The organism is Methanoculleus sp. 10, assembly GCF_913757945.1.
GTDB lineage: Archaea > Halobacteriota > Methanomicrobia > Methanomicrobiales > Methanoculleaceae > Methanoculleus.
Map to the genome: position 1 here is coordinate 104,108 of NZ_CAJYDP010000003.1, position 25,979 is coordinate 130,086.

Annotated in this window: 30 protein-coding genes; 12 read left to right on the top strand and 18 right to left on the bottom strand. The window is 64.7% G+C overall.

Annotation, left to right across the window (positions count from 1 at the left end):
* Nucleotides 1-9 precede the first annotated feature (9 nt).
* The gene (locus tag QZ408_RS03985) at nucleotides 10-1,368 is read right to left on the bottom strand and encodes a TrpB-like pyridoxal phosphate-dependent enzyme (RefSeq protein WP_292489903.1); all 1,359 of its coding nucleotides are present in this window, start codon (nucleotides 1,366-1,368) and stop codon (nucleotides 10-12) included.
* A 149-nt stretch (nucleotides 1,369-1,517) separates the two neighbouring features.
* Between QZ408_RS03985 and QZ408_RS03990 the strand changes: the two genes are divergently transcribed.
* Nucleotides 1,518-2,102, top strand: coding sequence for a metal-dependent hydrolase (locus QZ408_RS03990; RefSeq protein WP_292489904.1), 585 nt, complete (start codon nucleotides 1,518-1,520; stop codon nucleotides 2,100-2,102).
* Between the two features lie 18 nt (nucleotides 2,103-2,120).
* Here QZ408_RS03990 and QZ408_RS03995 read toward each other — a convergent pair whose 3' ends face one another.
* Nucleotides 2,121-2,975, bottom strand: a complete 855-nt coding sequence (locus QZ408_RS03995; protein ID WP_292489905.1) for a class I SAM-dependent methyltransferase — start codon at nucleotides 2,973-2,975, stop codon at nucleotides 2,121-2,123.
* A 116-nt stretch (nucleotides 2,976-3,091) separates the two neighbouring features.
* Here QZ408_RS03995 and QZ408_RS04000 point away from each other — a divergent pair, with 116 nt between their 5' ends.
* From QZ408_RS04000 to QZ408_RS04010, 3 genes are read left to right on the top strand one after another with little or no spacing between them, the layout of a single operon-like run.
* On the top strand, nucleotides 3,092-3,556 hold the full coding sequence (locus QZ408_RS04000) for a spore germination protein GerW family protein (RefSeq protein ID WP_292489906.1): 465 nt from the start codon (nucleotides 3,092-3,094) through the stop codon (nucleotides 3,554-3,556).
* Between the two features lie 21 nt (nucleotides 3,557-3,577).
* Entirely contained in the window at nucleotides 3,578-4,249 is a 672-nt protein-coding gene (locus tag QZ408_RS04005) for a DUF2953 domain-containing protein (RefSeq protein ID WP_292489907.1), read from the top strand.
* Nucleotides 4,242-4,505 (top strand): hypothetical protein, encoded by a 264-nt coding sequence (locus tag QZ408_RS04010; RefSeq protein ID WP_292489908.1) that lies wholly within the window; start codon nucleotides 4,242-4,244, stop codon nucleotides 4,503-4,505. The genes QZ408_RS04005 and QZ408_RS04010 overlap by 8 nt, the downstream gene beginning before the upstream one ends.
* Nucleotides 4,506-4,508: 3 nt before the next feature.
* On the opposite strand, the gene QZ408_RS04015 is transcribed toward QZ408_RS04010, so the two are convergent.
* From QZ408_RS04015 to radC, 5 genes are all read right to left on the bottom strand, one after another.
* A complete protein-coding gene (locus QZ408_RS04015; RefSeq protein ID WP_292489909.1) occupies nucleotides 4,509-5,654 on the bottom strand; it encodes an ABC transporter permease in 1,146 nt (381 codons plus the stop codon).
* Entirely contained in the window at nucleotides 5,651-6,319 is a 669-nt protein-coding gene (locus QZ408_RS04020; RefSeq protein WP_292489910.1) for an ABC transporter ATP-binding protein, read from the bottom strand. Before QZ408_RS04020 ends, QZ408_RS04015 begins: the two co-directional genes overlap by 4 nt.
* A gap of 5 nt (nucleotides 6,320-6,324) precedes the next feature.
* Nucleotides 6,325-7,461, bottom strand: a complete 1,137-nt coding sequence (locus QZ408_RS04025) for a hypothetical protein (protein ID WP_292489912.1) — start codon at nucleotides 7,459-7,461, stop codon at nucleotides 6,325-6,327.
* Between the two features lie 2 nt (nucleotides 7,462-7,463).
* Entirely contained in the window at nucleotides 7,464-8,120 is a 657-nt protein-coding gene (locus QZ408_RS04030) for a YIP1 family protein (protein WP_292489913.1), read from the bottom strand.
* Nucleotides 8,121-8,374: 254 nt separating this feature from the next.
* Complete coding sequence (gene radC, locus QZ408_RS04035; RefSeq protein ID WP_292489914.1) at nucleotides 8,375-9,043, bottom strand: DNA repair protein RadC; 669 nt, start codon at nucleotides 9,041-9,043, stop codon at nucleotides 8,375-8,377.
* A 196-nt stretch (nucleotides 9,044-9,239) separates the two neighbouring features.
* Between radC and QZ408_RS04040 the strand changes: the two genes are divergently transcribed.
* Complete coding sequence (locus QZ408_RS04040) at nucleotides 9,240-10,895, top strand: tetratricopeptide repeat protein (protein ID WP_292489915.1); 1,656 nt, start codon at nucleotides 9,240-9,242, stop codon at nucleotides 10,893-10,895.
* 36 nt (nucleotides 10,896-10,931) lie between these two features.
* Here QZ408_RS04040 and QZ408_RS04045 read toward each other — a convergent pair whose 3' ends face one another.
* Genes QZ408_RS04045 through QZ408_RS04060 form a run of 4 tightly spaced genes read right to left on the bottom strand, consistent with a single transcriptional unit; the run spans nucleotide 10,932 to nucleotide 14,113 of the window.
* Nucleotides 10,932-12,062, bottom strand: coding sequence for a pyridoxal phosphate-dependent aminotransferase (locus QZ408_RS04045; protein WP_292489916.1), 1,131 nt, complete (start codon nucleotides 12,060-12,062; stop codon nucleotides 10,932-10,934).
* The gene (gene ribH / locus QZ408_RS04050) at nucleotides 12,059-12,466 is read right to left on the bottom strand and encodes a 6,7-dimethyl-8-ribityllumazine synthase (RefSeq protein ID WP_292489917.1); all 408 of its coding nucleotides are present in this window, start codon (nucleotides 12,464-12,466) and stop codon (nucleotides 12,059-12,061) included. Before ribH ends, QZ408_RS04045 begins: the two co-directional genes overlap by 4 nt.
* 58 nt (nucleotides 12,467-12,524) lie before the next feature.
* The gene (ribC, locus tag QZ408_RS04055; RefSeq protein WP_292489918.1) at nucleotides 12,525-12,986 is read right to left on the bottom strand and encodes a riboflavin synthase; all 462 of its coding nucleotides are present in this window, start codon (nucleotides 12,984-12,986) and stop codon (nucleotides 12,525-12,527) included.
* On the bottom strand, nucleotides 12,983-14,113 hold the full coding sequence (locus tag QZ408_RS04060) for an alanine--glyoxylate aminotransferase family protein (RefSeq protein ID WP_292489919.1): 1,131 nt from the start codon (nucleotides 14,111-14,113) through the stop codon (nucleotides 12,983-12,985). Before QZ408_RS04060 ends, ribC begins: the two co-directional genes overlap by 4 nt.
* 134 nt (nucleotides 14,114-14,247) lie before the next feature.
* Between QZ408_RS04060 and purE the strand changes: the two genes are divergently transcribed.
* Together purE and QZ408_RS04070 are read left to right on the top strand one after the other, a co-directional pair.
* Nucleotides 14,248-14,640 (top strand): 5-(carboxyamino)imidazole ribonucleotide mutase, encoded by a 393-nt coding sequence (gene purE, locus QZ408_RS04065; protein WP_292489920.1) that lies wholly within the window; start codon nucleotides 14,248-14,250, stop codon nucleotides 14,638-14,640.
* Between the two features lie 310 nt (nucleotides 14,641-14,950).
* Nucleotides 14,951-15,379, top strand: coding sequence for an arsenate reductase ArsC (locus QZ408_RS04070; RefSeq protein ID WP_292489922.1), 429 nt, complete (start codon nucleotides 14,951-14,953; stop codon nucleotides 15,377-15,379).
* Between the two features lie 58 nt (nucleotides 15,380-15,437).
* On the opposite strand, the gene thiC is transcribed toward QZ408_RS04070, so the two are convergent.
* Nucleotides 15,438-16,730 carry a phosphomethylpyrimidine synthase ThiC gene (thiC, locus tag QZ408_RS04075; RefSeq protein WP_292489923.1) on the bottom strand — a complete coding sequence of 431 codons (1,293 nt, stop codon included), beginning with the start codon at nucleotides 16,728-16,730 and terminating at the stop codon, nucleotides 15,438-15,440.
* Between the two features lie 25 nt (nucleotides 16,731-16,755).
* Between thiC and QZ408_RS04080 the strand changes: the two genes are divergently transcribed.
* From QZ408_RS04080 to QZ408_RS04090, 3 genes are read left to right on the top strand one after another with little or no spacing between them, the layout of a single operon-like run.
* Entirely contained in the window at nucleotides 16,756-17,358 is a 603-nt protein-coding gene (locus tag QZ408_RS04080) for an MBL fold metallo-hydrolase (protein WP_292489924.1), read from the top strand.
* A complete protein-coding gene (locus QZ408_RS04085; protein ID WP_292489925.1) occupies nucleotides 17,351-17,806 on the top strand; it encodes a GIY-YIG nuclease family protein in 456 nt (151 codons plus the stop codon). The genes QZ408_RS04080 and QZ408_RS04085 overlap by 8 nt, the downstream gene beginning before the upstream one ends.
* Nucleotides 17,803-18,354 carry a flavodoxin family protein gene (locus tag QZ408_RS04090; RefSeq protein ID WP_292489926.1) on the top strand — a complete coding sequence of 184 codons (552 nt, stop codon included), beginning with the start codon at nucleotides 17,803-17,805 and terminating at the stop codon, nucleotides 18,352-18,354. The genes QZ408_RS04085 and QZ408_RS04090 overlap by 4 nt, the downstream gene beginning before the upstream one ends.
* Before the next feature lie 110 nt (nucleotides 18,355-18,464).
* Here QZ408_RS04090 and QZ408_RS04095 read toward each other — a convergent pair whose 3' ends face one another.
* The gene (locus QZ408_RS04095; protein WP_292489927.1) at nucleotides 18,465-18,623 is read right to left on the bottom strand and encodes a DUF1328 domain-containing protein; all 159 of its coding nucleotides are present in this window, start codon (nucleotides 18,621-18,623) and stop codon (nucleotides 18,465-18,467) included.
* 120 nt (nucleotides 18,624-18,743) lie between these two features.
* Nucleotides 18,744-19,838, bottom strand: a complete 1,095-nt coding sequence (gene cofH, locus QZ408_RS04100) for a 5-amino-6-(D-ribitylamino)uracil--L-tyrosine 4-hydroxyphenyl transferase CofH (protein ID WP_292489928.1) — start codon at nucleotides 19,836-19,838, stop codon at nucleotides 18,744-18,746.
* Nucleotides 19,839-19,954: 116 nt separating this feature from the next.
* Between cofH (QZ408_RS04100) and QZ408_RS04105 the strand changes: the two genes are divergently transcribed.
* Complete coding sequence (locus tag QZ408_RS04105) at nucleotides 19,955-20,269, top strand: DUF1805 domain-containing protein (protein ID WP_292489929.1); 315 nt, start codon at nucleotides 19,955-19,957, stop codon at nucleotides 20,267-20,269.
* Nucleotides 20,270-20,623: 354 nt separating this feature from the next.
* Here the strand turns inward: QZ408_RS04105 and QZ408_RS04110 are convergent, their stop codons facing one another.
* The 4 genes from QZ408_RS04110 to QZ408_RS04125 form a co-directional block, all read right to left on the bottom strand.
* The gene (locus tag QZ408_RS04110) at nucleotides 20,624-21,130 is read right to left on the bottom strand and encodes a hypothetical protein (protein WP_292489930.1); all 507 of its coding nucleotides are present in this window, start codon (nucleotides 21,128-21,130) and stop codon (nucleotides 20,624-20,626) included.
* Nucleotides 21,123-22,193: an XRE family transcriptional regulator gene (locus QZ408_RS04115; protein WP_292489931.1), complete on the bottom strand. Its 1,071-nt coding sequence runs from the start codon at nucleotides 22,191-22,193 to the stop codon at nucleotides 21,123-21,125. Before QZ408_RS04115 ends, QZ408_RS04110 begins: the two co-directional genes overlap by 8 nt.
* Nucleotides 22,194-22,665: 472 nt before the next feature.
* On the bottom strand, nucleotides 22,666-23,754 hold the full coding sequence (cofH, locus tag QZ408_RS04120; protein WP_292489932.1) for a 5-amino-6-(D-ribitylamino)uracil--L-tyrosine 4-hydroxyphenyl transferase CofH: 1,089 nt from the start codon (nucleotides 23,752-23,754) through the stop codon (nucleotides 22,666-22,668).
* A gap of 28 nt (nucleotides 23,755-23,782) precedes the next feature.
* On the bottom strand, nucleotides 23,783-24,451 hold the full coding sequence (locus QZ408_RS04125; protein ID WP_292489933.1) for a S26 family signal peptidase: 669 nt from the start codon (nucleotides 24,449-24,451) through the stop codon (nucleotides 23,783-23,785).
* Nucleotides 24,452-24,550: 99 nt separating this feature from the next.
* On the opposite strand from QZ408_RS04125, the gene QZ408_RS04130 reads away from it, so the two are divergent.
* Nucleotides 24,551-25,954, top strand: coding sequence for a DNA-directed DNA polymerase II small subunit (locus QZ408_RS04130; protein ID WP_292489934.1), 1,404 nt, complete (start codon nucleotides 24,551-24,553; stop codon nucleotides 25,952-25,954).
* Nucleotides 25,955-25,979: the final 25 nt, after the last annotated feature.

A 25,979-nucleotide genomic window follows, 5' to 3' on the forward strand; every position in this document is an offset into this window, starting at 1 on the left:
CCACCGGCATCACCCCGTCACCGGCAACCGGGCGAGCGACTCTCTGATCAGCTCCGCCGGGTACTCGTAGTCGACGAGCTTCCCTGCAAAGTAGGCCTCGTAAGAGGAGAAATCGAAGTTTCCGTGCCCGGAGTTGTTGAAGAGGATCGTCTTTGCCTCTCCGGTCTCCCGGCACCGGACGGCCTCATCGATCGCGGCCTTCACGGCATGGGCGGCCTCGGGCGCGACGATGATCCCCTCCGTCCGGGCAAACGTCACGGCGGCGTCAAAGACCTCGTTCTGGAGGTAGGCGACGGACCGGATCACGCCGTCGCGGGCGAGGCGGGAGACGAGCGGCGACATACCATGGTAACGGAGGCCTCCGGCGTGGATCGCCGGCGGCACGAAGTCGTGGCCGAGGGTGAACATCCGCATGAGCGGGGTCAGCCCAGCGACGTCCCCGAAGTCGTAGGCGTAGAGCCCCTTCGTCAGGGTCGGGCAGGCAGCGGGTTCCACCGCGATGATGTCCGTGTCGGGACGTTTCCCCTTCATCTTGTCACCGGCAAACGGGAAGGAGAGCCCGGCAAAGTTGCTGCCGCCGCCGGCACACCCGATCACCACATCGGGGTAGGCATCCTCCACCGCGAGCTGCTGCTTCGCTTCCTGGCCGATGATCGTCTGGTGGAGGCAGACGTGGTTGAGGACGGAACCGAGCGCATAGTTGGTGTTGTCGTGGCTCGCCGCGTCCTCGACCGCCTCGGATATGGCGATGCCAAGAGAGCCCGGCGTATCGGGGTCGCGGGCGAGCACGGCCCGACCCGACCGGGTCTTCTCCGACGGGCTCGGGATGCACTTGGCGCCGTAGACCTGCATCATGCTTTTGCGGTAGGGTTTCTGCTCGCACGAACTCCGGACCATGTAGACGGTACACTCCATATCAAAGAGGCCCGTTGCAAACGCAAGCGACGAGCCCCACTGTCCCGCCCCGGTCTCGGTCGCGAGCCGCTCGATCCCCTCCTCGCGGTTGTAGTAGGCCTGCGGGATGGCGGTGTTGGGCTTGTGCGATCCCGGCGGGCTCACACCTTCCCACTTGTAGTAGATCTTCGCCGGGGTCTTTAAGGCCGCTTCAAGCCTTCTTGCCCGGTAGAGGGGGCTCGGCCTCCAGAGGGTGAGGATATCCTGGACCTCGCCGGGGATGTCGATGTAGCGCTCCGTGCTCATCTCCTGCCGGATCAGTTCCATCGGGAAGATGTGGCGGAGGTCGTCGGGGACCGCCGGTTTCCCGGTCGCCGGGTGGAGGGGCGGGTCCATGGGTGTCGGGAGATCCGCCTGGATGTTGTACCACCGCTTCGGCATCTCCCCCTCGTCAAGGAGGATCTTCGTCTGCATACTTCGTGGTGGGTTCTGGACACATATATACATTACGCATCAACAATGATCAGAACCGATTATTTTAGTGCAGCAAGGCCCGGGACAGGGCGGGGCCCGGATATGCCTCCACGAAAAAGAGTATATGGTCGTCCCGCCACTGGAAAGCGATGTACCTCCTCGCCCACGCCATGGTCGGCATCCTCATCGGGATCGTCCTCGCGGCGATCACGGGCGATCGGCGGATGGTCGCGCTCGGCGCCTTCGGGGCCGTGCTCCCCGACCTGATCGACAAGCCGCTCGGGCACATCGTCCTTGCCGGGACGGTCAACTACGGCCGAATCTACTTCCACGGCCTCACCATTCTCTTCCTGGTCCTCCTCGCCGGCCTCCTCATCTACCGCTACCGCGGCCGGATCGGCCTTCTTGTGGTGGCCGCCGGCATGGCGAGCCATCAGGTCCTCGACGGCATGTGGCGGCAACCCGTCGAGTGGTTCTGGCCGTTCCTCGGCCCTCTTCCCCGGCACGACTACCCCGAGGACTTCCTCCGGGACGCCATCCTGCGGGAACTCTCCCAACCGGGCGAATGGCTCTTCCTCCTCCTGATTGCCGGGCTGTTCGCCGTCCTTTACCGGCGGGAACTCGAGGCCCTCCTCACCAGGCTCGCAAACCCCGCAACCTGGAGGTTGCTTGTTGCCGTCCTCGGCCTCGCCGTCATCGTCGCACTGGCCGTGGGCGTGCGGCTCTTCCTGTGAGAGAAGACCTCTCGGCCGTCAACACCGCCGCTTCCGCCACCAGATCGCGGCATAGGTCGAGGTCCCGGGGAGAGCCAGCCCGCCGTCCTGCCGGGCGAGGTGTTCGCGGAAGTAGTCCCTGAGGACCTCCCGCTGCCGCGGGGACTTTACGCTCATCCGGGGAGCAAAGTGGTCGACCGCGTCCTCCACGGTCGCAAAGGTGGCCGCATCACCCATCGGGCGCATCAGGACGTTTGCGTAGATCCCCATAGCGTAGAGGACGTTGAAGAGGCAGTCGGCCTTCGGCCTCGGGTGGTACGGCGCCCCGTGCAGGTCTTCCCAGAGCGCGAGGTAAAGCCGTTCCCAGAGTGGTTCGTCGGCGAACCAGTAGAGGTGGACCGACCCGGACTCAGAGGCGGCCGCATTCATCGCGGCGAGAGCCGACCGGATATCGGGCATGGTAAGCGAGAACGAGGCGACCACCCGGTCGTAGGGCGGCGCGAGATCGCGGACAGGATCGACCTCCCCCCAGAGGCCGCGGAGAGTGGTGATCGTGGTGAGTCCTTCCCGCTCTGCCGCCGCCCGAAGCTCCGCGAGCATCCCCTCTGCGGGCTCGACCGCCGTCACCGAGGCGCCGGCCCGGGCAAGCGGCAGGGCGAGGGTCCCGGGCCCCGACCCGATATCCAGTACCCGGTCGCCGGGAGCGACGCTGAGATCCCGCAGGGTCTCGGCGACCCGGCGTGCATGATCGGACGCGAGACGGGCGGCGTACCGCCGGGCCTGTTCCCGGTCGCCCCAGAGATCGGCACCCTCCCGGAACGCCGGGGTCGACCGGTTCAGGGCGAGCTTCCTCCGCCAGACCTCGTCCCAGTCCGGGATGAGAAGATCCTTCATCAGACAGTCGGTCGCCTCTGAAGCGTAAGTAGGTATCCATACGCGCCCCGCGAGCATCCTGCGGCCCCAGAACACCCCAACCATTATATACGAGGGCGGAGAGTGGAATACCTGTGGTGAATAGTGTGACTGGCGAATCTATGCTCCAGATAACCGTCGATCAACTTGCGAGAACGCTCTGCGCGAGCGCCGTCCTCGGTGCCCCGGTCGAGGCCGGCGAGCGGGTCATCATACCGGTTGCCGAGTTCGGGTTCGGGTTCGGCGGCGGAGAAGGCACGGGAGGGGAGACGGCAGGCAAACAGAGCGGCGGATCCGGGACCGGCGGTGGAGGCGGCATAGCGGCTGTCGCCTTGATCATCGTCACCAAAGGCGTGCCCGGCCCCGAGGGGATCCAGGTCATCTCGCTGAAGAAGAAGAGCGAGATCGCCGAGGTGATCACGACGCTCGGGGAGACGGTCGGGCCGCATGTCGCGAAAGCGCTCGAGAAGGGCAGCGAGATGATGATGCAGCGTACCGGTAAACCACCCCGGGCACCGGAAGAGGGAAAAGAGATCCCGGTCAGCGGTGAGGAAGAGGCGTAAGGCTCTCTACCCCTCCAACCCATGGCCGCGACCCTCCTCTTCTCCCTCCTGCTCGCCATCGTCGTCATCCTCCTTGCGATTCTGCTTGCCCTGTACCTGGTCCCGGTGACCGTCTCGACGGTCGCCGACTGCAGGCGGGAGAGCCTCCGGGGGACGGCAACCGTAGCCTGGGGCATCGTGGGGGCGAGGGTCCGGGCCGACGAGGAGGTGCAGGCGTTCGAGATCCTCCTTGCCGGCCGCCCGGTCATGACCCGGGACCTCCGTGAGATGGCGAGAGCCCCGCCGGAGGAGGAGAAGGCGGAAGCACGGAGGCCGGCCCTTCCGGTGACGGAGTACATCGGCGCTGCCCGCGACCTCTGGCCCCATGTCCGGAGGATCCTTGCCGCCTTCTTCCGGTCCCTCTACCTTGAGACCCTCCGCGGGGAGGTCACCCTCGGCCTCGAGAGCCCCGCCGATACCGGCGTCATCTACGGTTACTGCACCGCCGTCCGCTACGCCCTCTGGCCGGCGGAGGCGATCGAGTTCGTGATGACCCCGGTCTTTGACCGCGAGGTCTTCGAGGGCACGTTCACGCTCCGGGCACAGATCCGCCGTCCGCTCCTGATCGCCATCCCGGTCGTGCGGGCTCTTTTGCAGAAACGGGTGCGACAGCGGCTCCGGCAGGTTTCGGGGAGGGGTGCTTGGGGTGCGTGAAGAGAGCGAGAGCCGCGGCCTCGTCATCGGGGGCGCCCGCAGCGTCGACGGCCGGTGCATCATCCCCGTCATCAGGGCGCTCGTGGTGTGCCGGGAGGGGGGTGCTGCGGTCAGCCTGACGCCGGTTGCGCTCATCGTCGCCGAAGGAGAGCACGAGTACCTCACCCTTCTCCCGGGCGCTTCCTGTTCAATCGGGGATGCACTCGGCACGCTCCGCGACGATATCGAGCGGGAAAAAGGGAAGTGCGCGGGGTAGCCGTCATTCGTGGCGGAGCGCCTGGATCGGGTTTAAGTTCGCTGCCTTCCAGGCCGGGTAGAGGCCGGAGGCCGCACTCGTCGCGACGCCGAAGGCCATCCCGAAGACGATGTAAAGAAGGCTCGTCGGGTTGAAGAGATAATCGGGGTTCCCGGCAAAGACCGCCGTTATCGCATACCCGGTGCCGAAGCTGAGCACGCCCCCGATGACGGCACCCACGACCCCGAGGATCAGGGCCTCGTAGATGAACATCCGCATCACCTCGCTCCGGCGGGTGCCGATGCTCCGCAGGACCCCGATCTCCTTGATCCGTTCGGTGACCGACATCAGCATCACGTTCAGGATCGAGACCCCGGCGACGATGAGCGATACCGCGCCGATGCCCATCAAAAAGACTGTGATCGACTCGGCAGCCGCAAAGACCTCCTTGAGGATGCCCCGGGTATCCATGACGTTGACGACATCCTCCCGCCGGTTCATCTTCTGCTCGATCGCCTCCTTGACCGCGTCGAGGTCGTTGACGTCGCGGACCTTCACGATGACCTGGTCGTACTTGTCCTTATCGTAGTGTCTCGAGTACCACGAGTAGGGCACGATGATGGCGTAGTCGGGGTTGATGTCAAACCCCATCCCCCGCTCTTCGAGCACGCCCACAACCCGGAGGGTCTCATTGCCGATCGTGGCCCGGGCACCGAGTTTGAGGCCGGTATCCTTGCTGTTCTCGGCAAGTTTCTTCCCGATCACACACCCGGAACCGGTATCCTTCGGATATGCTCCCGCCTCCATCTCGAGCAGGAAGGGGATATCCCTGGCCGGGATCGCATAGATCATGGCGCCGCTTTTGGCCTCGCCCACGGTTACCGTGTCGAAGGTGGTCGCGAACGGTATGGCCCGGTTGGACCCGACCGCCCGGGTGATATCGTTCACCTGCCGTTCCGTAAGTTCCGTGGTTCCCGAACCGGTCGCCGGGGAGACGATGATGGTGTCACCGACGTCGCTGACCATGTCGTTGAACATGAGGCCGATGCTGTTACCCATGATCCCGAGCGTGGCGATCGCGACGACGCCGATGGCGATCCCGATGACCGCGAGGACCGACCGGAGCCAGTGACGGCTGACGTTCCTGCGGGCGAGGTCGAAGAACGTCATGCCAGCCTCCCATCCACCATCCGGATCGTGCGGTCGGCGTATTCGGTCATCCGGGGGTCGTGCGTGACCATGACGACGGTCTTACCCTCTTCGCGGTTCATCCGGTCGAGGAGGTCCATGATCGCAGTCCCGGTCTTCGAGTCCAGGTTGCCGGTCGGCTCGTCGCAGAGGAGGAAGTCGGGATCGTTTGCGAGCGCCCGGGCGATCGCCACCCGCTGCTGCTGCCCGCCGGAGAGCTCGCCGGGTTTGTGGGAGAAGTGCGAATCAGGGATCCCGACCGCCGCGAGGACCTCCTCTGCCCGCGCGCGGGATGTATCCCGCCGGCCTTTCAGGATGAGCGGGTACTCGACGTTCTCGACCACCGAGAGAAGCGGGATCAGGTTGAACTGCTGGAAGATGAACCCGATGTGGTCCCGCCGCATAAGGGTCAGCTCGTCGTCGCCCAGCCCGCCGATCCGTCTTCCCGCGATGGTGACCTCCCCCGTGGTTGGGACGTCGAGCGACCCCATGATGTTTAAGAGTGTCGATTTCCCCGACCCGGAGGGGCCCATGACCAGGACGAACTCGCCCTCCTCGATGGCGAGATCGATCCCGGCAAGCGCCACAACGTCGCCGGCCGGGAGGGGGTAGACCTTCGTGACCGCGTCGAAACTGATGACGGGCATCGTCGTTACTTCCGTCTCCAGGAGTAGTAGATAGCCCCGGCTACCCCGAGAGCGACAAGCGCGACGACGATGATGCCGGCGAGCGGTATCCCGCCGTCTCCCTCGTCAGGCGGCGCCGCCAGGGCACCGCCGACGCCGACCATCGTCGTCGTCGTGTAGCGGTTGCCGTCGTCGTCCCGGTACTCGACGATGATCGGGACCTCTGTTGCGCTTGCGTCGGCCCGGAGCGTCACCTCAAACGGGGACGCGTCGTCGGGGTCGAGGGTCCCGACGACGTAGACCCGGAAGGGGTCGATGGGGGTTGCCGGCGCGCCGGGGGTGACGAGCACCGACCGCGCGGACTCAAGACCGGCGTTCATGACGTCACCCACGATCCGGTATCCTCCGGCCTCCGGCCGGACCTCGACGTTGGTGATGAGCGGGTCTGCCTGCCGTTTGTCCTCGCCGAACGGGATCGGCAGGACGAGATCGGCGGTATGGGTGTTGATGCCGTTGCGCCAGACCACCTGGAAGGTGGCGGTCGTCTCCGCTGCCGGGGTCAGGTTGAAGACGGCGGTCCCGGAGCCGTCGGCAGAAAGAGCGCCGATGAACGCGCTCGACGGGGTGACGGAAAAGCCCGTCCCCTGCGGGACTACCTGGACGCCCGATGCGGCGTTCGGGCGGGGATTCGCCACCCGGATGGTTATGTCGGCCGTCCTCCCTTCGGCGAAGGCATCCGGTTTCCTGATCACCGATATGCTGAGCGGGGTATCCTCGACCTGGACCGGGACCGGGTAGCGGAGGCTGCCGGCGTTGACGAAGTCAAGGACGAACATGGGGTAGAACGTCCCCTCCCCGGCGTCCGCCCGGACGGTGAAGGTGAACGTCTTTGCGTTCCCGGCACCGATCTCCCCGACCGACGGGTAGGAGTCGCTTAACGCCACGACCCCGCTCCCAAAGAGCCGGGCGCTCTTGATGGAGACGGGGTCGGCGCCGTTGTTCTGGATCGTCACCGTGAGCATCCCGGTATCGCCCTTCATCAGGACCGGCGGGTCGATGGATGAAGAGGTCACGGTGATGTCCGCGGGGCCGGCGGAGGCCGGCCCGGCGACCGCCGCGACGGCGCAGACGAGTGATACGATGACGAGGTAAAGTGGTTTCATGGTTACAGCCATCCGGCAAGGGTGATGAGCGTATAGAGGATATAGAGACCCACGGGTATCCCGACGGTGAGGGCCGCGTCCCGCGTCGAGAGGTTGCGCGCGTATTTCATGCCGAAGATCCATATGTTTGCGCTCCAGACCAGGAAGAGGATGCCCGCAAGCGCGGCGACCTGCGCCAGAGGGTCGGTCACCAGCATGCCGGTGAGGTTCTCCGTCACCGCCGCGATCTCCTCGGGGCTCCCTGCGGCCGGGATCGTCAGGTTCGAGACGATGAGGTAGGAGAAGAACGCTCCGACGATGCCTCCGAAGACCTGGGGCAGGAACCCGTAGCCGGTAACCTCGAGCGTCCGTGCAAGCGATCCTTCGCCCTTAAAGACCATCGATATGAGATAGAAGACGATGCCGTAGACGATCCACGTCAGGAATCCCCCGATGACGGCACCGGCCACGGAGAAACCTACTACGATCACGCCGAAGGCCTGCGCCTCTGCGGGGAGTATCCCGACGATCAGGTTTGCCACCAGTGCAGCCGAGATTGCGCCGATCAGCCCGACGACGAGCGCGATCAGCGCCGGTACCTTCAGGCTCGGTTCGTCCCGCATACGGCTCTCGAAAAAATGCCCGGGATCGAAGAGTACCCGGAGAAATCCAGTTTCCATGATAGGTATGCCTCGTATACTCTTGGCGGATGAGAGAGGATAAACTTTTTCAGGAACGCAAGAGGGAATCCGGGGATCTCCACAAATCCCCGGAGAATATCACCCCAAACCCGGGGCTGAGCCCGGCCTCACCGGCACCCGGGTGCAGGCGAGGGGGTGCCGCCCGCCGCCCGGGGGCAGGGAGCGCCGGCGCGGGCACCCCTGCACCGGCGGCGAACGTTCAGGAGAGCGGGAAGGGTATTTCGGGCACCGGTCTAGAGGTGCCCGAGTTCTTTGAGGCTCACGTAACCCTTCTTCGTGACGATGACGTGGTCGAGCACCCGTATGCCGAGGATCGATCCGGCCTCGACGAGCTGCCGGGTGATGCTGATGTCCTGGGTGGAGGGTTCCAGGGTGCCCGACGGATGGTTGTGGGCCAGGATGACTGAGGCGGCGCGGTCGGTGATCGCCTCGGCAAAGACCTCGCGGGGATGGACGAGGCTCTGGTTCAGGATCCCGACGGTGATCGTCCGGCGCTCGATCACCTCCCCGGCACCGTTGAGCGTTATACAGAAGAAGTACTCCTGTTTCCTGTCCCGCCACTCGGCGATCAGCGGAAGCACGTCCCGGGGGCAGGTGATCCGGCTCCCCGAGACACCATCGTCCGCAAGGTACCGCCGCCCGAGCTCAAAACAGGCCATGATCTCGCAGGCCTTCGCCGCCCCGACGCCTTCTATCGCGAGGAGGGCATCATACGACGGGCTGCCTTCGGCATTCCTCAGGTACCGTTCGACGTCCCCGGCGATCTGCGAGACGTCACGCCCTTTTACGCCCCGCCCGAGGAGGAGAGCGATCAGTTCGGCATCGGTGAGCGCCTGGGGTCCCCGTGTTGCGAGCTTCTCACGCGGACGATCGTGATTGGGTATATCGCGCATCCTTTTCATGCTCATCGGGCCCAACGAGGTTCCTGATCCCCGTTTTTGATCCCGGAGCATGTATACGTTGTCAATCGGTTCGCCGCACCGGACAGCCGCAGCGACCGGGCAGGGGAGGGAGAGCCGGAAGTTTCCTGTCCGGTACGCGGAAGGCCGGGGAACGCTATCGAAACCCTTTTGCCTGAGAACCACCATCTCTCACAAAATGGAGCTGCCCTGGAAGAGTACCGAGGTCTGGTGCAGGAAGGGACGGGCATACTGCGAGGAAGGGCAGTACGACCGGGCCGTCGAGTGCTACGACCGGGCAATCAAACTGGACGCCAACGCCACCGACGCCTGGTACCATAAGGGGCTTGCTCTCACCGTCGCCGGGCGCCACCACGAAGCGGCCGAATGCTTCGACCAGGCCATCAGGATCGATCCGGCGTCCGCCCGCTCCTGGTGTGCCCGGGGGCAGGCGCTCTACAACCTCCAGCAGTACCAGGAGGCCGCCGAGTACTGCAGTCAGGCGGTGAAACTCGCGCCTGACTCTGCGGGCGCCTGGCTCACCCGGGGGCACGCCTTCAGGAGCATGGGGCGAACCCTTGACGCGATCGCAAGCTACGACCGGGTCATCACGCTCGAACCGGGCCGGGTGGAGGCCTGGCTCGCCAGGGGGACGGTGCTTGCCGTCGAACGGCAGTACGACGCGGCGATCGACTGTTACAACCGGGTCATCGCGCTCGACCCCGGGAACGCAAACGCCTGGTACGCCAGAGGGACAATCCAGGTCATCCTCTCGCGGCACGGCGACGCCCTCGCGTCCTACGACCGGGCCGTCGCCATCGACCCGAACCACGCCGACGCCTGGTACGTCCGGGGTTGCACGCTTGCGGTGCTGGAGCGCTATGCGGAGGCGATCAACTGCTACGACCGGGCGATCGCCGTCCGCCCGAAAGACGCCGACGCCTGGTATAACAGGGGCCGGGCGCTGCACCACCTCGAGCGCTATGCGGAGGCGATCGACTGCTACGACCGGGCGCTCCGGATCAGACCCGACCATACCGGGATCTGGTACCATAAAGGCACGGCGCTGAAGAGACTGAAGCGCTACGACCCGGCACTCGCCTGCTTCGACCGGGCGCTCAAGGAGAACGCCGTCGATCCGGGGATCTGGTACCAGAAGGGCCTCGTCCTCTTCAGCCTGAAGCGCTGCGAGGAGGCGATCGAGTGCTTCGACCAGGCGCTCAGGCTCCGCGCCGACCATACGGACGCGTGCTACTACCGGGGGGAGAGTTACTACACTCTCGGGAACTACGAGGCGGCGATCGGCTGCTACCAGACCGTGGTCCGGACGGACCCGGAGAACGCCGTCGCCTGGAACAACTACGGAAACGCGCTCTACCGGCTCGAGCGCTATGAAGAGGCGCTCGTCTGCTACGAGCGGGCGCTCGGGATCGACCCGGAGAACCAGGGGGTCTGGAGCAACAAGGCAAACGTCCTCTCGATCCTCACGCACTATGACAAGGCGCTCGTCTGCTACGACCAGGAACTCCGGGCGCACCCGGAGAACGCGGACGCGTGGTACAACAAAGGTCTTGCGCTCTTCATCCTCGGGCGGTACAGCGAGGCCGTCGCCTGCTACACGCGGGCAATCGAGGTCGATCCCGCGAGGGCGGAGGCCTGGTGCGCCCGGGGCAACACCCTCGTCATCCTGGAGCGTTGCGAGGAGGCGCTCGACTGCTACGACCGGGCGCTCGCTGCGAACCCCGACGATCCCGATGCGCTCAAGGGGAAGGCGGTGGCCCTCATCTACCTCGACCGCTCCGCCGAGGCGGTCAGGTACTACGAGAGGCTGCGGCGGCTGCCGGGGCGGCCCTGAGCGCGGGGCCGGGTGTGGAAAAAGGAAGCGGGGCCCCTATACCCGCGCTATCCGCCCGACGGCCTCTTTGAGGTTCGCCATCGACGTCGCGTAGGAGACCCGGAGCCAGCCGGGGGTGCCGAACGCCGTCCCCGGGGTGACCGCCACGTGGGCGTCGTGGAGCCACGACCGGGCGATCGCCATATCGTCGCCTCCGACGTCCACGTAGGCGTAGAACGCGCCGTCCGCCGGAGCGGTGGCGTAGCCGAGGTCGCGGAGCGCCGGGATGATGTAGTCGCGCCGGCGCTCGAACTCGCGGCGCATCGATTCAACACACTCCTGGCTGCCCTCAAGCGCGGCGACCGCGCCGAACATCGCAAACGTCGTCGGGTGCGATATGGTGTGCTGCTGCACCTTCTCCATCTGCCGGATGACCGGCCGGGGCGCGACCGCGTAGCCGATCCGCCACCCGGTCATCGCGTAGGCCTTCGAGAACCCGTTGACGGTGATCGTCCGCTCCGCCATATCCGGGAGGGAGGCGATCGATACCGGCGTCTTCCCGTAGACCAGCTTCTCGTAGATCTCGTCGGAGAGCGCGAAGATGTCGTGGTCCCGGCAGACATCGGCGATCAGGCGGAGCGAGTCCATGTTCAGCACCGCGCCGGAGGGGTTCGAGGGGGAGTTGACCACGATCATCCGCGTCCGGGGGCCGACGGCCGATAGAAGGGTGTCGTCGACCTGGAACGTCGCGGGAGAGAGGGTGTGGTGCCGGGCGTTCGCGCCCGCGATCCGGGCGCAGGGCTCGTAGGAGACCCAGGAGGGATCGAGGATGAGCACCTCGTCACCGGGGTTCAGGACGGCCTCCATCGCCTCGTAGATGGCATCTTTCGCCCCGCAGGTGACGATCACCTCGTCCTGCTTCACCGAAAACCCGTTCTCCCGGGTGATCTTCTCGGCGATCGCGCCCGTCAGCTCCGGGATACCGGCGCTCGGGGCGTAATGCGTCTCCCCGCGGCGGAGAGCGTCGATGCAGGCGTTCTTGATATGCTCCGGGGTATCGAAGTCCGGCTCCCCGATCGAGAGGCTGATGACGTCGATACCCTCCTGCGCCATCCTTTTTGCCGCGTTCGATATCTCGATGGTTGCGGAGGGAGGGATGCCCGCAATCTTCTCTGACAGGCTCCTCATCCCAATCGCTGGACCATCTTCACGGCCGACTCGACGGCACGCTTGGCGTAGTCGATACGCTCGGTAGCTTCCATCCGGGTCATCCCCGGCCCGGAGATGCCGAGGGAGACGGGTTTGTCGTACTCGAGGGAGAGGTCGATGATCTTCCTCGCCGCATGCTGGACGACGATCTCGTCGTGCTGGGTGGCGCCCTCGATGACGCACCCGATCGTGACGACCGCATCGATCTCTTCCGTCTTGAGCAGCTTCTTGATCGCGAGCGGCATATCGTAGGCGCCGGGGACGTAGATCGTCCCGGTCACCTCCGCCCCGAGGAAGTTCGCGTGTTCCCGGGCCTCGATCTCCATCATATAAGTGATGTCACGGTTGAACTCCGCGACGACAAATCCAAGTTTTATCGTCATTTCAATCAATCCTTGTGGTACTACTCGCACCGGATACTGATAATCCTCACTTTTTGTGTTAGAGGCGTGCGGGCCCGACGTCCTCGAACCCCTGCCGCTGGCCGGTCCCGGCGAGTTTCTCGAGCTCCTTCGGGTAGAGCGCAAGCCGGACGGCGTTCGCGGCATGCTCCCGGGTCCGCTGCTCCATCAGCCAGGCAAGTTCCTTTGCGTCCTTCGCCTCGTCCTCGTGGACGAAGACCTCGATGATGTGTTTATTGGTCAGAAGCTGGCAGAGGATGAGGCCCTGAGAGGCCTCGTGGGCGCAGACCTTGTCCTTCTCGGCTCTCCCGGGCATCCCGAGCGCCATCACGAGGTCGCACCCCCGCTCATCAATCAGCTTCTTGCAGGCCACCGGGAGATCCTTGATGCCGGGGACGACGTAGCGCTCGAGCCCCACGCTTGCGTGCTTGCGGATCTCGTCCGCGGCGATCCTGCCCATGTCGATCCGGGCAAACGTTGTGTCAGCGATCCCGATCTTCATCCGAGAAGCACCCCGGCGGCCGCCTCGACACCATCGCCGGCCTCAAACCCGGACTTTTTGAGGGTGAACTCGACTGCCGCGAGGGTTGCAAGGATCTCCTGCGCTCCGACCCCGCCCATGGTGCCGATCCGGAAGATTTTGCCCTTGAGGTGGTCCTGGCCGCCGGCGATCTCGATCCCGAACTTCTTGACCGTCCCCCGGAGATCCTTGTCGGTTATGCCGCCCGGGATCCGCATCGCGGTCGCGGTGTTCGAGTAGGCGTGGTGCGCGTCGAGCGTCGGGAAGAGGTCGACGCCCCATCCCTTCGCCGCGGCGCGGACGGCGTCGGCCATCCGGCGGTGGCGGGCAATCCGGGCCGGGACGCCCTCTTCCTCGATCATTTTGCAGGCCTCGTGGAGCGCGAGGAAGAGCGGGACCGCCGGCGTGTAGGGAGTCTCCATCGGGGTGCCGCTCCCGCTCTTCCTGTAGGCAGCCATATCGAGGTAGAAGGGACGTTTCTCGCATATCCGGTCCCAGGCGCGATCGCTGACAGCAATGGCGGCGAGGCCCGCCGGGGCGGCGAGGCACTTCTGCGACCCGACGACGGCGATGTCCACGCCCCACCGGTCCATCTGGACGTCGTCGCCGCCGACGGAGGTGACTCCGTCCATGATGAAGAGGGCGTCGTGCTTGCGGGCGAGTTTTCCGACCTCGGGTGCGGGGTTCTTGATCCCGGCACTCGTCTCGTTGTGGACCATGGTGACGATCTCGGCCCCGGCCTCAAGTTCCCGCTCGAGGCCCGCAAGGTCAAGCGGCGTCCCCCACTCAGACTCGAGGGGGATGACGTTGCCGTAACGCTCCCCGATCTTTGCGAAGCGGTCGCCGAACTTGCCGTTGATGAGCGAGACGATCGATCTCTCCCGCGCAAAGTTCGCAACGGCGGCCTCCATCCCGGCGCTTCCCGAACCGCTGATGATGTAGAGTTCGTGTGTGGTGCCAAAAAGGGTCTTTAATATCCGGACACAGTCCGCGTACGCGGCGCCGAACTCGGGGCCGCGATGGTTGATGGCCTGCCGCGTCATGGCGGCGCGTACCCGCTGGGGGATGGGCACGGGGCCGGGGATCATAAGGAGTGGCTCGTTTTCCATGTGGATCATTCCATATCGTCTCGTCGAGTACAGACGCAGTTCCTGCAAGGAACTTGGATGTAGATTCTTATCAACCTCTCCACAGTGCGATACCGGTAAAGAGATGAGGAGGGAGGGGCATACCGAAGGGAGATATGGTTGATGTCGCGGTGATCTGCGGCTCCGCTTCAGATACCCCCGTAGCGGAGAAGGTGTTTGCGACCTTACAGGAACACGGCGTATCCTACGACTACCAGGTGATCTCGGCTCACCGGGACCCGGAGAGGCTGGACGGGTACGTGAAGGAAAGCGATGCCCGGGTCTTCATCGCGATCGCCGGGCTCTCCGCAGCTCTCCCGGGCGTGGTCGCCTCGAAGACACAGCGCCCGGTGATCGGTGTCCCCGTGAGCGGGAAACTGATGGGGTTTGACGCCCTCCTCTCGATCGTCCAGATGCCGAAGGGTGTCCCGGTGGCCTGTGTCGGCGTGGACAGCGGCGAGAACGCCGCCCTGCTCGCGGTTCGGATCCTCGGCGCGAGGCGCGCCTGACGGAACTTTTTGCACCCGGTCGGGAGCACCTGCTAAAACCCCATTTATGGTCCGGGTTTTCAGCGGCAGCGACCGGGTGTCCGGGACTTTCGGCCCGCGTGGGGCACCCTTCGTACTTCAGGACGCCCCGGACGAAGTGCGAACGCAGCAAGCATGAGGCTATCCGGAGAGCCCCTGCAACCGGTCGTGCCCGTCGCATCTCGCGTGGATTAAGGGTATAGCCGGCGACGCGGGGCGGTACACGCCCCGGTCAGGCAAGAATCTCCCGGACCCGGTTACCTTTTTGTGCCGGGCCGGGGAGGGAGGGGACATGAAGCAGAGGGTGCTCTTCATCGGCACAAACAATGCCGCCCGGACCCAGATGGCAGAGGGCTACCTCCGTGGCCGCTACGGCGACCGCTATGAGGCCTGCTCCGCCGGAATCGCCCCTACCGCCCTCGATCCTCTGGCTGCACGAGTTATGGCCGAGATCGGGATCGGCATCGCCGGCCAGCGGGCGAAGGATCTCAGTCTCTTCGACGGGAAAGAGATGGATTACGTGGTCACGCTCTGTGCCGGAGGGGTCTGCCCGATGTTTCCCTGGACGAAGGAGACGATCCACGTCGACTTCCCGGACCCGACCAGAGCCACCGGAACCCCGGATAAGGTCCTCGCGACCTACCGGCGAAGCCGGGACGCGATAACCGCCTGGATCGACAGGCAGTTCGGGGGAGCGACGGATGGAACATCCGGAGCGTGAGCACCGATGGTGCGAGGTGCGAAGGAAGTGAGAGAACGGAGTATTTACCGGGGACCTTTCACGGCTCCATCCGCTCTTCCGGCGGCGCCTTGAGGATATCCCGGACCATCTTTACGGCGCAGAGGTCGCCGCACATCGAGCAGGTCTCAAGCTCGCCGTCCCGCTCGTGGATGCGCCGGGCCTCTCCCGGGAAGAGGGCCGCCTCGAACTGCTTCTCCCAGTCGAGCGCCCGGCGCGCCTCCGCCATCCGGATCTCGCGGTTCCTGGTGCTCCCGGCGTTCCGGGAGAGGCTCCCGACGTGCGCGGCGATCCGCGCAACCCTCGTCCCCTCCACGATGTCGCGGAGGTCCGGCAGCGCGAGGTGCTCGGCCGGCGAGACCATGCAGAGGAAGTCGGCGCCGTGCATACAGGCGATCACGCCGCCGATCGCCCCCACGACGTGATCGTAGCCCGGCGCCACGTCGGTCACGAGCGGGCCGAGCAGGTAGAGCGGTGCGCCGTCGGTCAGCTCCTTGATCATTCGGACGTTGTAACCGACCTGGTCGGCCGGGATATGCCCCGGCCCCTCGATCATCCGCTGCACCCCGGCGGCGAGCGCCTTCTTCGCCAGGTGTCCGAGCGTCAGGTACTCGGTCGCCTTCGCGAGACGGGATGCATCCACGAGTGCACCGGGGCGCATCCCGTCCCCGAGGCTCACGACCACGTCGTGCTCGGCGAGGATCTCGAGCAGGTAGTCGTACTCGGCATAAAGGGGATTCTCTTCGCCGGTCGCGGCCATCATCGCCACGTGGAAGGCCCCACCGCGAGAGACGACGCCCATCGTCCGGGGATCAGCCTGGAGCGATGCGAGCGCGTCCCGGTTCACGCCGCAGTGCAGGGTCAGGAAGTCCACACCCTGCCGGCAGTGCTCCCGGATCACCGAGAAGAGCAGGTCGGCGTCGACGTCCGCCGCGTTCCCCGCCCGCCGGACCGCCTCGTAGACCGGGACCGTCCCGACGGGCGCGTCGAGAGCGAGGATCCGGCGCCGGATACGGGCGAGATCGCCGCCGGTCGAGAGGTCCATCAACGCATCCGCGCCCTCGCGGAGGGCCGCCTTCGCCTTCTCGACCTCGAGGTCCTCGTCGCACCGGACGCCCGATGTCCCGACGTTCACGTTGATCCGGACCCTGCAGCCCTCACCGATGGCGCAGAGCCGGTGCGGCCGTACGGGGTTTGCCGGAATGACGATCCGCCCGCGGGCGACGGCCCGCGCGGCATGGTGCGGGACGAGGCCCTCCTCGCGGGCGATCGCCTCCACCTCCGGGGGGACCCCGCGCAGGCATGCGGAGATCAGGGTATGCATAAGAACCATTTGTCCGGAGGCCATATTAGTCTGCATGCCAGTCCGGTGGATCGCGAGCGGCACAACCTACGCCAACTCGTTCGTTTACGGAAACGTCCTTGTGGATGCAGGCGTTCTCCCGATGGCCGTGGAGCCGCATGCCGACGCTATCGAGACGATCGTCATCACCCACGCCCACTACGACCACATCGCCCATGTCAGGGAGATCGCCCGGCTCTGCGGCGGCGCGGCCGTCTGCATCCACGAGGCGGACGCGCCCGGCCTCGTCGACGACACCCGGAGCCTCGCCATGGCCTTTGGGGCCCGATCGCCCGGGATCGTTCCCGATACCCTCCTTTCTGACGGCGATCTGGTCGGGAACCTCCGCGTCATCCACACCCCGGGGCACACGCCGGGCGGGATCTGCCTCTACGATCCGGCGACAAAGGTACTCTTCTCGGGGGATACGGTCTTTACCGGCGGGTCGTTCGGGCGCTACGACTTCCCCGGCGGGGACCGGAGGATGCTTGCGGCATCGATAGAGCGGCTCGCGGCGCTGGATGTCGAGGGGCTCTATCCCGGGCACGGCGAGCCCGTCCCCACGGGCGGCGGGAGGCATATCGCGGCCGCCCGGGAAGCGTTCCGGTTCTATGAATAAAGGCGTTTACGCCCTCATCCTCAAGAACCCGCACCGGGAGATCCGCATCGGCGCTCTCGGGGTGCGGGAGTTTGCGGCAGGCCGGCACATCTACGTCGGATCGGCGTTAGGAAGCGGCGGCCTCGCCCGGGTAGAGCGGCACGTCCGGCTCGCCCTCCACCGCGACCGATCTGCCCGGTGGCACATCGACTACCTCCTCCTCGACCCCTGCTTCGCCCCCGTCGCCGTCGTCACCGCCGCGACAGACCGGGACTGCGAGTGCGCCCTCGCCCGCGCCATCGGCGGGCCTCCGGTCCCCGGGTTCGGGTGCAGCGACTGCGCCTGCCCCTCGCACCTCTTCCACCGTTCCGGCGACCCGGTCGAAGAAGTCCTCGCCGCGTTCAGGGGCCTCAACCTGGATGCCCGGATCACAAGAATCAAGAATGAGGGAGACGAGCATAGGGTATGAGTGTCCTCGGCATCTCCGGAAGCATGCGGAAGAACGGCAACACCGCGCTCCTCGTCACCACCATTCTCGACCGGGTGCGGGAGGCTGGCATCGAGACCGACTACCTCACGCTTGCCGGTATGGATATCCGGCCCTGCACCGGCTGCGAGGCCTGCAAAAGCGCAAAGTGGTGCGTGACGGAGGACGACGACTGGGCCCGCGTGGCACAGAAGATGATCGACTGCGAGGTGCTGATCCTCGGCGCCCCGACCTACTACTACGACATCAACGGACAGACGAAGAACCTGATCGACCGGACCTACTCCCTCTACCATGACAGGAGGCTTGCGGGCAGGAAAGCGGTCGCCGTCGCCGTCTGCGCCGACCGGGGAGGTGAACGAGCACTTGAAACCATGGAGGGGTTCCTCAACTCCCATGAGTTCTCCTACCTCGGCTACGTCTGCGGAAGGGGCTATGCGCCGGGTGATGTCCGGAAGGACGAGCGGGCGATGAAGAGGGCCCGGCAGGTTGCGGATACGATCATCAGGTACCTCCGGCCGGAGGACTGAAGGACGGATACGCCCGGCCGGGGGGATGAAGACGGGCGCTAAAACCAGGACATCCCCGGCCGGTGCGAGGGCTTACGGGCCGGAGAGCAGCCCGAAAGCCTGTTGGGCAGTCAGAGAAGCAGCGATATTATCGCGAGGACGATGAAGATGATGACCAGCCACTTCGCGATCGACATCGACATCCCGGCAACGCCCCGCGCCCCGAGCAGGGCAAAGATAAGTGCCAGTACAAAGAAGAGGATTGCAAGGCCGATTAGACCGTTTACCATATCTATCTCCTCCCAATCGCCGGCATCCGGCCGACGTTGAGGAGCCACACTATATCCACGGATATTTATAATTTTCCGGGAATAGTCGTGGGCCGGGAGGGAGGCCGGTCCAGAACGGCATCAGCCCGGGAGGATGCCGTAGGTTGTCGTCCGCTGCCGGAGCGTCCGCCCGAGGTCCCCGGCCATCCGCCGCATCTCGCCCGGGTCCAGGTAGTCGGTGCCCCGGGCGCCCGCCTCCCGGGATATGCTCTCCTCAAAGAGCGTCCCCCCGAGGTCGTCGGCACCGGCAAGAAGCGCCACTTCCGCCATCTTCGTCCCGAGCTTCACCCAGGACGCCTGGATGTGGTCGAAGTTGTCGAGGAAGAGCCTTGATACCGCAAACATCAGGAGGTCTTCCCTCCCCGTCGCGCCGGGCCGGGCGAGCCCCGCCCGGTAGAGAGGAGTATTCTGGTGGATGAACGTGAGGGGCACGAACTCGGTAAACCCGCGGGTCTCATCCTGGATCTCCCGGAGAACGCTGAGGTGCCGGGCGCGGTCTGCCTCGCTCTCGCAGTGTCCGTACATGATCGTCGCGGTCGATCGAATCCCGAGAGCGTGCGCCTCCCGGATGACCCGGACCCAGGTCGCGGTATCGATCTTACCAGGGCAGATCACCGCGCGGACGTCGTCCACCAGGATCTCGGCCGCCGTCCCGCAGAGTGTCGAGAGGCCCGCCGCCTTCATCCGGCCGAGCACCTCCCGGGTGGAGAGGCCGCTCCTCCTTGCGGCGTAGGCCACCTCCATCGGGTTGCTCGCGTGGATGTGGATGGTGGGGGCTTCGTCTCGTATCCAGGATATGATATCGACGTAAGATTGCGCGTCGAAGTCCGGGTGGAGGCCGCTCACCGTGCAGACCTCGGTCACGTTCCGCCCGCGCGCCGCCCGGGCCTTCTCCCGCACGGCGGTTTCGTCGTGGCGATACGCATCGGGGTCGCCCGGTTTCCGGGAAAAACCGCAGAACCCGCAGGCGTTCACGCAGATGTTGGTCACGTTGACGTTCTGGTTCCGGACATAGGTGACGGCATCACCTACTTTGCGTTCCCGGAGTTCGTCGGCGGCGGCGGCGATCGCCCAGACGCCCCGGTCACGGGTCGAGAGGAGGCGGACGGCCTCCTCCTCCGTGAGCCGGTGGCCGGCGAGCGTGTCGCAAAGCAGCTCTTGCAGCGGTGGCGTCATACCCCTCAACCGTCTTTGCAGGATGATCTCGTTTTGGCGCGGTCAGCTCAAGAACCTTCGGGTGCGCTCCCGGGGAAAGGCATATCCTTATCTGTTCCGGGGACATCTCCGCAGCCATGGCTCAGCAGATCCTATGTCACCAGCGGACACGGCTCAGCTACAAGGACGCATACGGATACGTCATCCCGGTCGGAGGGACCAGCCTGATGACCTGGGTGACCGACGAGGGGCTGATCGCGACTGCCGGGTTCGATATCGAGGCGCTGGCAAATGCCGGGGTCCCCGCAGCGATCGTGGGCGTCTCGGAAGAGTCCACCCTGGAGAACCTCGACGACCTGATGGACGCCGAGGTGAAGGCGGTGAACCTCCCGGCGATACAGCGCCGCGTCGAAGTCGGGATGCCGGGGCGCGAGGCCTTAAACAGGATGTGACGACCCAGGAGGTAACCCCCGGGCTCTGCCGGGAGCAGTCGGCTATGATCTCGCTCGACTCCGCCGCCGTCGAACCCGCCAGACCCGCCCGTAGCGTGAAAACCTGACGCCCGGTCCTGTGCTCTGCAACCTACGGTGCACGTCGGTGCCATACCCGAGGGGCCGGCGATGCCCGGCACCGGGCAGCCGGGGAGGGGCGGCACAATGGGATCACCTGCCGGGAGCAGTCTTGTGAACGGGGCGGCGTGACGGGGGGACGCCGCTTCCATCCCCGTACGGAGGGGCCTTCTCGCTCGTGCCGCCGACGAGCCCCGCAGGGATACAAAAACACACTGCAACGGGTCACGGCACCGTTTATTCCCGGTTGGCGGTCAATGTGCTATCCTGCATTTCTCTCCACGCTTTCTGCCGCTCTTCGCACTCGGCAGCCGGAAGGCGGGCGTTCTTAACTAACATAATTCCGAGGGCGGTGCAGGCAGCTGCAGGGTTTAGTACCCCACGCTCAACCATCTCGCCCATAATCCAGAGAGTGCCGTGACACTCCGTTACCTGCCGCCCGGCCAGTGTCCGCAGTCGCCCGTCGTCGGTAACCAGCAGACAGCGGTGATGTCTCGCAAGGACAAATGCGAATATATCCTGTATCGATAACTTGCGATTCTGAGGAGCAAGAACTGCTGCCTGTTGCACAAGAACATCGGGGAGCTCTCCGGCACGGATGCCGGATCGCAGGACCTCATCGGGAGGGGGGTTAGTATGTTCCGCCAGCACGATATCCGGTGTAAGAAAATCGAACGGCAGGCTGGTGATATCTTTGAGGATGCCCCCGTGATGGAGATTGATGATCACGCTGGCATCAATCACACATCTCAATCGGGAATCCATCATGCCGCTCTCCCTCGGCCCGGCAGAATTCAGGAATGCTCTTCCCGAGAAGTTCTGAGGCGCGGGATGCGGAGATCACGTCCTCTGCATAAGCCCTCATCACGAGGCGCTTCATCCTCTTGGGCTCTTCAGGAGGAATCTGGTCTCCCGGCTCGCGTTTGCGCCACCCCATCGTATCGAGGTGATCGAATATCCTGCGATACTCGCAGTCCGGGATGATACCGAGATCCTTTGCCCGGTGAACCCAGGCCTGGATGCTCAATCCGTACCGATGCTTCAACAGGTGCAACTCGAAGAGGTCCAGCCTCTTCCGGCTCTCCCCCAACTCTCCTCTGGCTACCTCTTCCGGGACAAGAAATGCTCCTGCAAACCGGTGCGCAACTCTCTCCTTATCAAGATCCTGCGACGGCTCAACCATCAGGTGACCCAGCTCGTGGGCGATGCTGAACCTCTGCCGATCTCCCGCTACTCCCTCCCGGATTATGATGACGGGCGTAGTATCGTTGTACCAGAACACGAGCGCATCAAACGAATCCGGGGCGGAGATCGCTCCCACTTTTATTCCCTTATCCTCGAGCAGATCGGTAAGACTCTCAATCGGCTGAATGCCAAGCCCCCAGTCCCGGCGCAGGTTAATGGCGACCTGTTCAACCTCCCGCATATCGGTGATCCGTATAGGATAGCCGAGGGGTATGGAGGGCCGTACCTGTTGTTCGAGATCGAACAGGTCCTCAACCTCAATATATCGTTCAAGCCATTCCCGTACCTTCTCTATCACCATTGCCTCTTCCTTCTCGCTCAGACCAGCCGAACGGAATACCGGCACCGTCAGATGGATAGAATGCACACGAGGACGCATCAGGTACTCGACTCTCACACCTAATGCAGTGCTTAATCTGAGGAGGACCCCGGAACCTGGAACCATCACTCCTCTCTCGTACTTGGAGATTGCAGTGGCGGTAACTCCTGCCCTGCCGGCTAGTTCCCTCTGGCTGAAACCGTTCATCGTTCGAGCCATCTTCAACCTCTCTCCAATGGTCACCCAGGTCACCTCATGATGTTGTTTACAAAACAGCAGTTGTTTTGTAGATATGTAAACTTTTTGTAAAGGGAAAAAAGACATACCCGTGGATCAGAGGAGATGAGCCCTGGCCAACGCGTATAATTAGAGTAAAATATCAATCATCCGCGAAGTTTGTGTAAACTTAAAATATCGTCGCCTGCACCTCCGATACCCGCAGGGAACCTGCAAGAGTCTATCGTCGTCAGGCGGTTGCCCGGCCCCGTCTCCTCCTCAGAGAAACCGCACTAACCAGCCTCATTTAGAGACCCCGGCCTCGGAGGGACCGGAATTAGGTATCTACACCGCCCCGCCGACCGGGAACAGGAGCACCCCACCGCTCTTCATACCCTTCCGCGTGAGTAATCCGGTACGGAGAGCGACACGGCCTCACGCGGAAGAACGCGTTGCCGCGAGGTGGGGCCACACCGGCAACCGGGCGGTACCCGGAGGATTATACGAGCTCATAGGTCGTCGTCCGCTGCCGGAGCGTCCGGCCGAGGTCGTCTGCGATCCGCTGCATATCGCGCGGGTCCAGGTAGTCGGCGCCTTCGCCGCCGGCGTCGACCGAGACATCGTCGCAGAACATCGTCCCCCCGAGGTCGTCGGCGCCGGCAAGAAGCGCCCCCTCCGCCATCTTCGTCCCCACCTTCCCCCAGGAGACCTGGACGTGGTCGAAGTTGTCAAGGAAGAGCCGGGCGACCGCAACCATCAGGAGGTCCTCCCTCCCCGTCGCCCCGGGCCGGGCGAGCCCCGCCCGGTAAAGGGGGGTATTCTCGTAGATGAAGGAGAGGGGGACGAACTCGGTGAACCCGCGGGTCTCGTCCTGGATCTCCCGGAGAACACCGAGGTGCCGGGCGCGGTCCGCCTCGCTCTCGCAGGACCCGTACATGATCGTCGCGGTCGATCGGATCCCGAGAGCGTGCGCCTCCCGGATGACCCGGACCCAGGTCGCCGTGTCGCATTTTCTCGGGCAGATCACCGCACGGATTCTGTCGACCAGGATCTCGGCCGCCGTCCCCTGCAGGGTGCCGAGCCCTGCCGCCCGGAGCCGCTCGATGACCGCGACGGTTGAAGCGCCGCTCCGCGCCGCCGCCCAGGCGATCTCGTCCGGGCTTGCGGTGTGGATATCCACACCGGGGGCGGCCTCCCGCACGGAGGAGATAAGGTCGGTGTAGGAGTCGAGCGTGTAGTCCGGGTGCACCCCCGAGAGGAGACAGATCTCGGTGACGTTGCGCCCCACCGCCGCCCGGGCCTTCTCCCGCACGGTCGCGAGGTCATCGCAGAACGCACCCGGATCATCAGCCCGCCGCCCGAACCCGCAGAACCCGCAGAGGTTCTTGCAGATGTTGGTGACATGGATGTTCTGGTTCCGGACGTAGGTGACGACATCGCCTACTTTGCGTTCCCGGAGTTCGTCGGCAGCGGCGGCGATCGCCCAGACGCCCCGGTCACGGGTCGAGAGGAGGCGGACGGCCTCCTCCTCCGTGAGCCGGTGGCCGGCGAGCGTGTCACGAAGCAGGGTGTGCAGTGGATGCGGCATCGTAAACAACTTTATTGCAGTCCTGGATTTATTCCTCTTTCCCTTTGCGCCGCGCAAGGATGAGATCGTGGATGAGGATGACGATGATGACGACAACGGCGAACTCGGTGAGGTGCAGGGGCAGGTAGCCGATGAGCGGCACCGCGACGAGGGCTTTGCCTACAATCCACTCCTTCTCGACCGGCTCGACAACCCCGACGCCCGCTATCCGGAGGTTCCCCTGGTCGATATACGGGTTATTGTCCCCCTTGGTGATGTAGCCGCCGTGCGGGTTGGCGTAGAACTCGCCGAGCGCCGACTGCTCCACGGTGGCGGTATCGACGTAGGTCATCGCCCGATGGATGATCGGGTGGACGGAACCGGCGCCGTTCGGGCGATAGACGATCACGTCGCCGTAATTTCCAAAGGATTGGTGCCCGGTCAGCTGCCCCTCGGCCCAGGTCGTCAACGCGCCGAACCGGTCCTCGTCAACGACCAGCACCAGGTCGCCGACGTTCATGTTCGGGACCATGCTCTCCGACTCGATCGTGACCACCGCCGGCCAGGTGCCGGCGAAGAGGTAGAGAAGAAGGGCAATACCGCCCACGACCGCGACGACCCAGAGGAGGTCCCGGGCCAGGGAAACGACCCGGTTGTCGCTCTCCCGGAACGCCGTGAGGGCTGATGCTACACGTTGCAGCAGGGTGACATCCGACATGCTTCAGAGAGAATGCACTCCCTTCATATACATAGGTTCCCCGGGGACCGGGCGGAAAAAGATAAACCCATATTATCCCGCGGAGAATAACATGAGTCCATGCTCGCCGAAGCGGAGATCGTACGCCGGTTCCTTGCGCTGAAACACCAGGTCCACCCCGACGTGGTGAGTTACATCCGGGAACAGAACGATCCGACGCTCATCGACCGGATAGCGGCAGGGGTCCCTGACGGCACCCTGGTCATATCCGCAGAGCATATCCCGGGGCTCAGGAAGGTCAGGGACGGGACCCGGTTCCTCGTCGACCCGGAACTTGAGGTGATCACGGGGAGCGCCGGGTCCACCGGGAGCGTCACCGGCCACGAGGACGCCGTCCACTACTTCCGGGACCGCTACAACAACCTCTCCTCGATGATCCGGAGCAGGATGACGGCGATGCCCATCGAGGCGCTGGCGAAATCCCCTCACCGCTACCGGGATGAGGAATGCAGCATCATCGGTATGGTGGCCGACGCCCGGACGACCGCAAAAGGGCACCGGCTCGTCGAGGTGGAGGACCCTACCGGGGCCATTCGGGTGCTCTTCAATAAAGGAAGGGACGACTCATTTGCGGAGGCGGAACGGATCCTCCCCGATGAGGTGATCGGGGTGAAGGGGAAACTCTCAGGCGACGGGGGGCTCTTCTTCGCCGAACAACTCTCCCGCCCGGACGTCCCCATCAATCACGCCCCGTTCAAGAGCGATAGACCCGGGAAAGCCGTCCTGATCTCCGACGTGCACGTCGGGAGCAACACCTTCCTCGAGGAGGGATGGAACCGGTTTGCCGACTGGCTCCAGGACTCCGACGCCGCATACCTCCTGATCGCAGGCGATCTCGTCGACGGCATCGGCATCTATCCCGGGCAGGAGAACGAACTGACGATCCGGAACATATATGAGCAGTACGACGTCTTTGCCGGGATGCTCCGCGACCTCCCCTCGAGGGTCCGGATCGTCGTCGCCCCGGGGAACCACGACGTCGTCAGGATGGCCGAACCGCAGCCCGCGATACCCCCCGAGTTCACCGGGAAGTTTCCGGCAAACTGCACCCTCGTCGAGAACCCCTGCCTGCTGAACCTCCAGGGGGTCAGGGTTCTGATGTACCACGGACGGTCGTTTGATGACATGATCGGGCTGATCCCCGGGGCGAGTTACGAAAAACCCGCCGCGATCATGGACGAGATGCTGAAACGCCGGCTCCTTGCCTCCCCCTACGGTATGCGGACCCCCATCGCCGCAATGAAGACCGACCGGCTCGTCATCGACCCGCTCCCCGAGATCCTCCTCACGGGGCACGTCCACATCTGCGGCATGACCCGCTACCGGGGCGTCCTCGGGGTGAACGCCGGCACCTGGCAGTCGCAGACATCGTTTCAGAAACAGATGAACATCCATCCTACGCCCGCGCGGGCGTTCGTCGTCGATCTCCAGACACTTCAGCCGGAAGTGATGGATTTCAGTTAATATTCTCCGTTTTTTCCGGATGTTT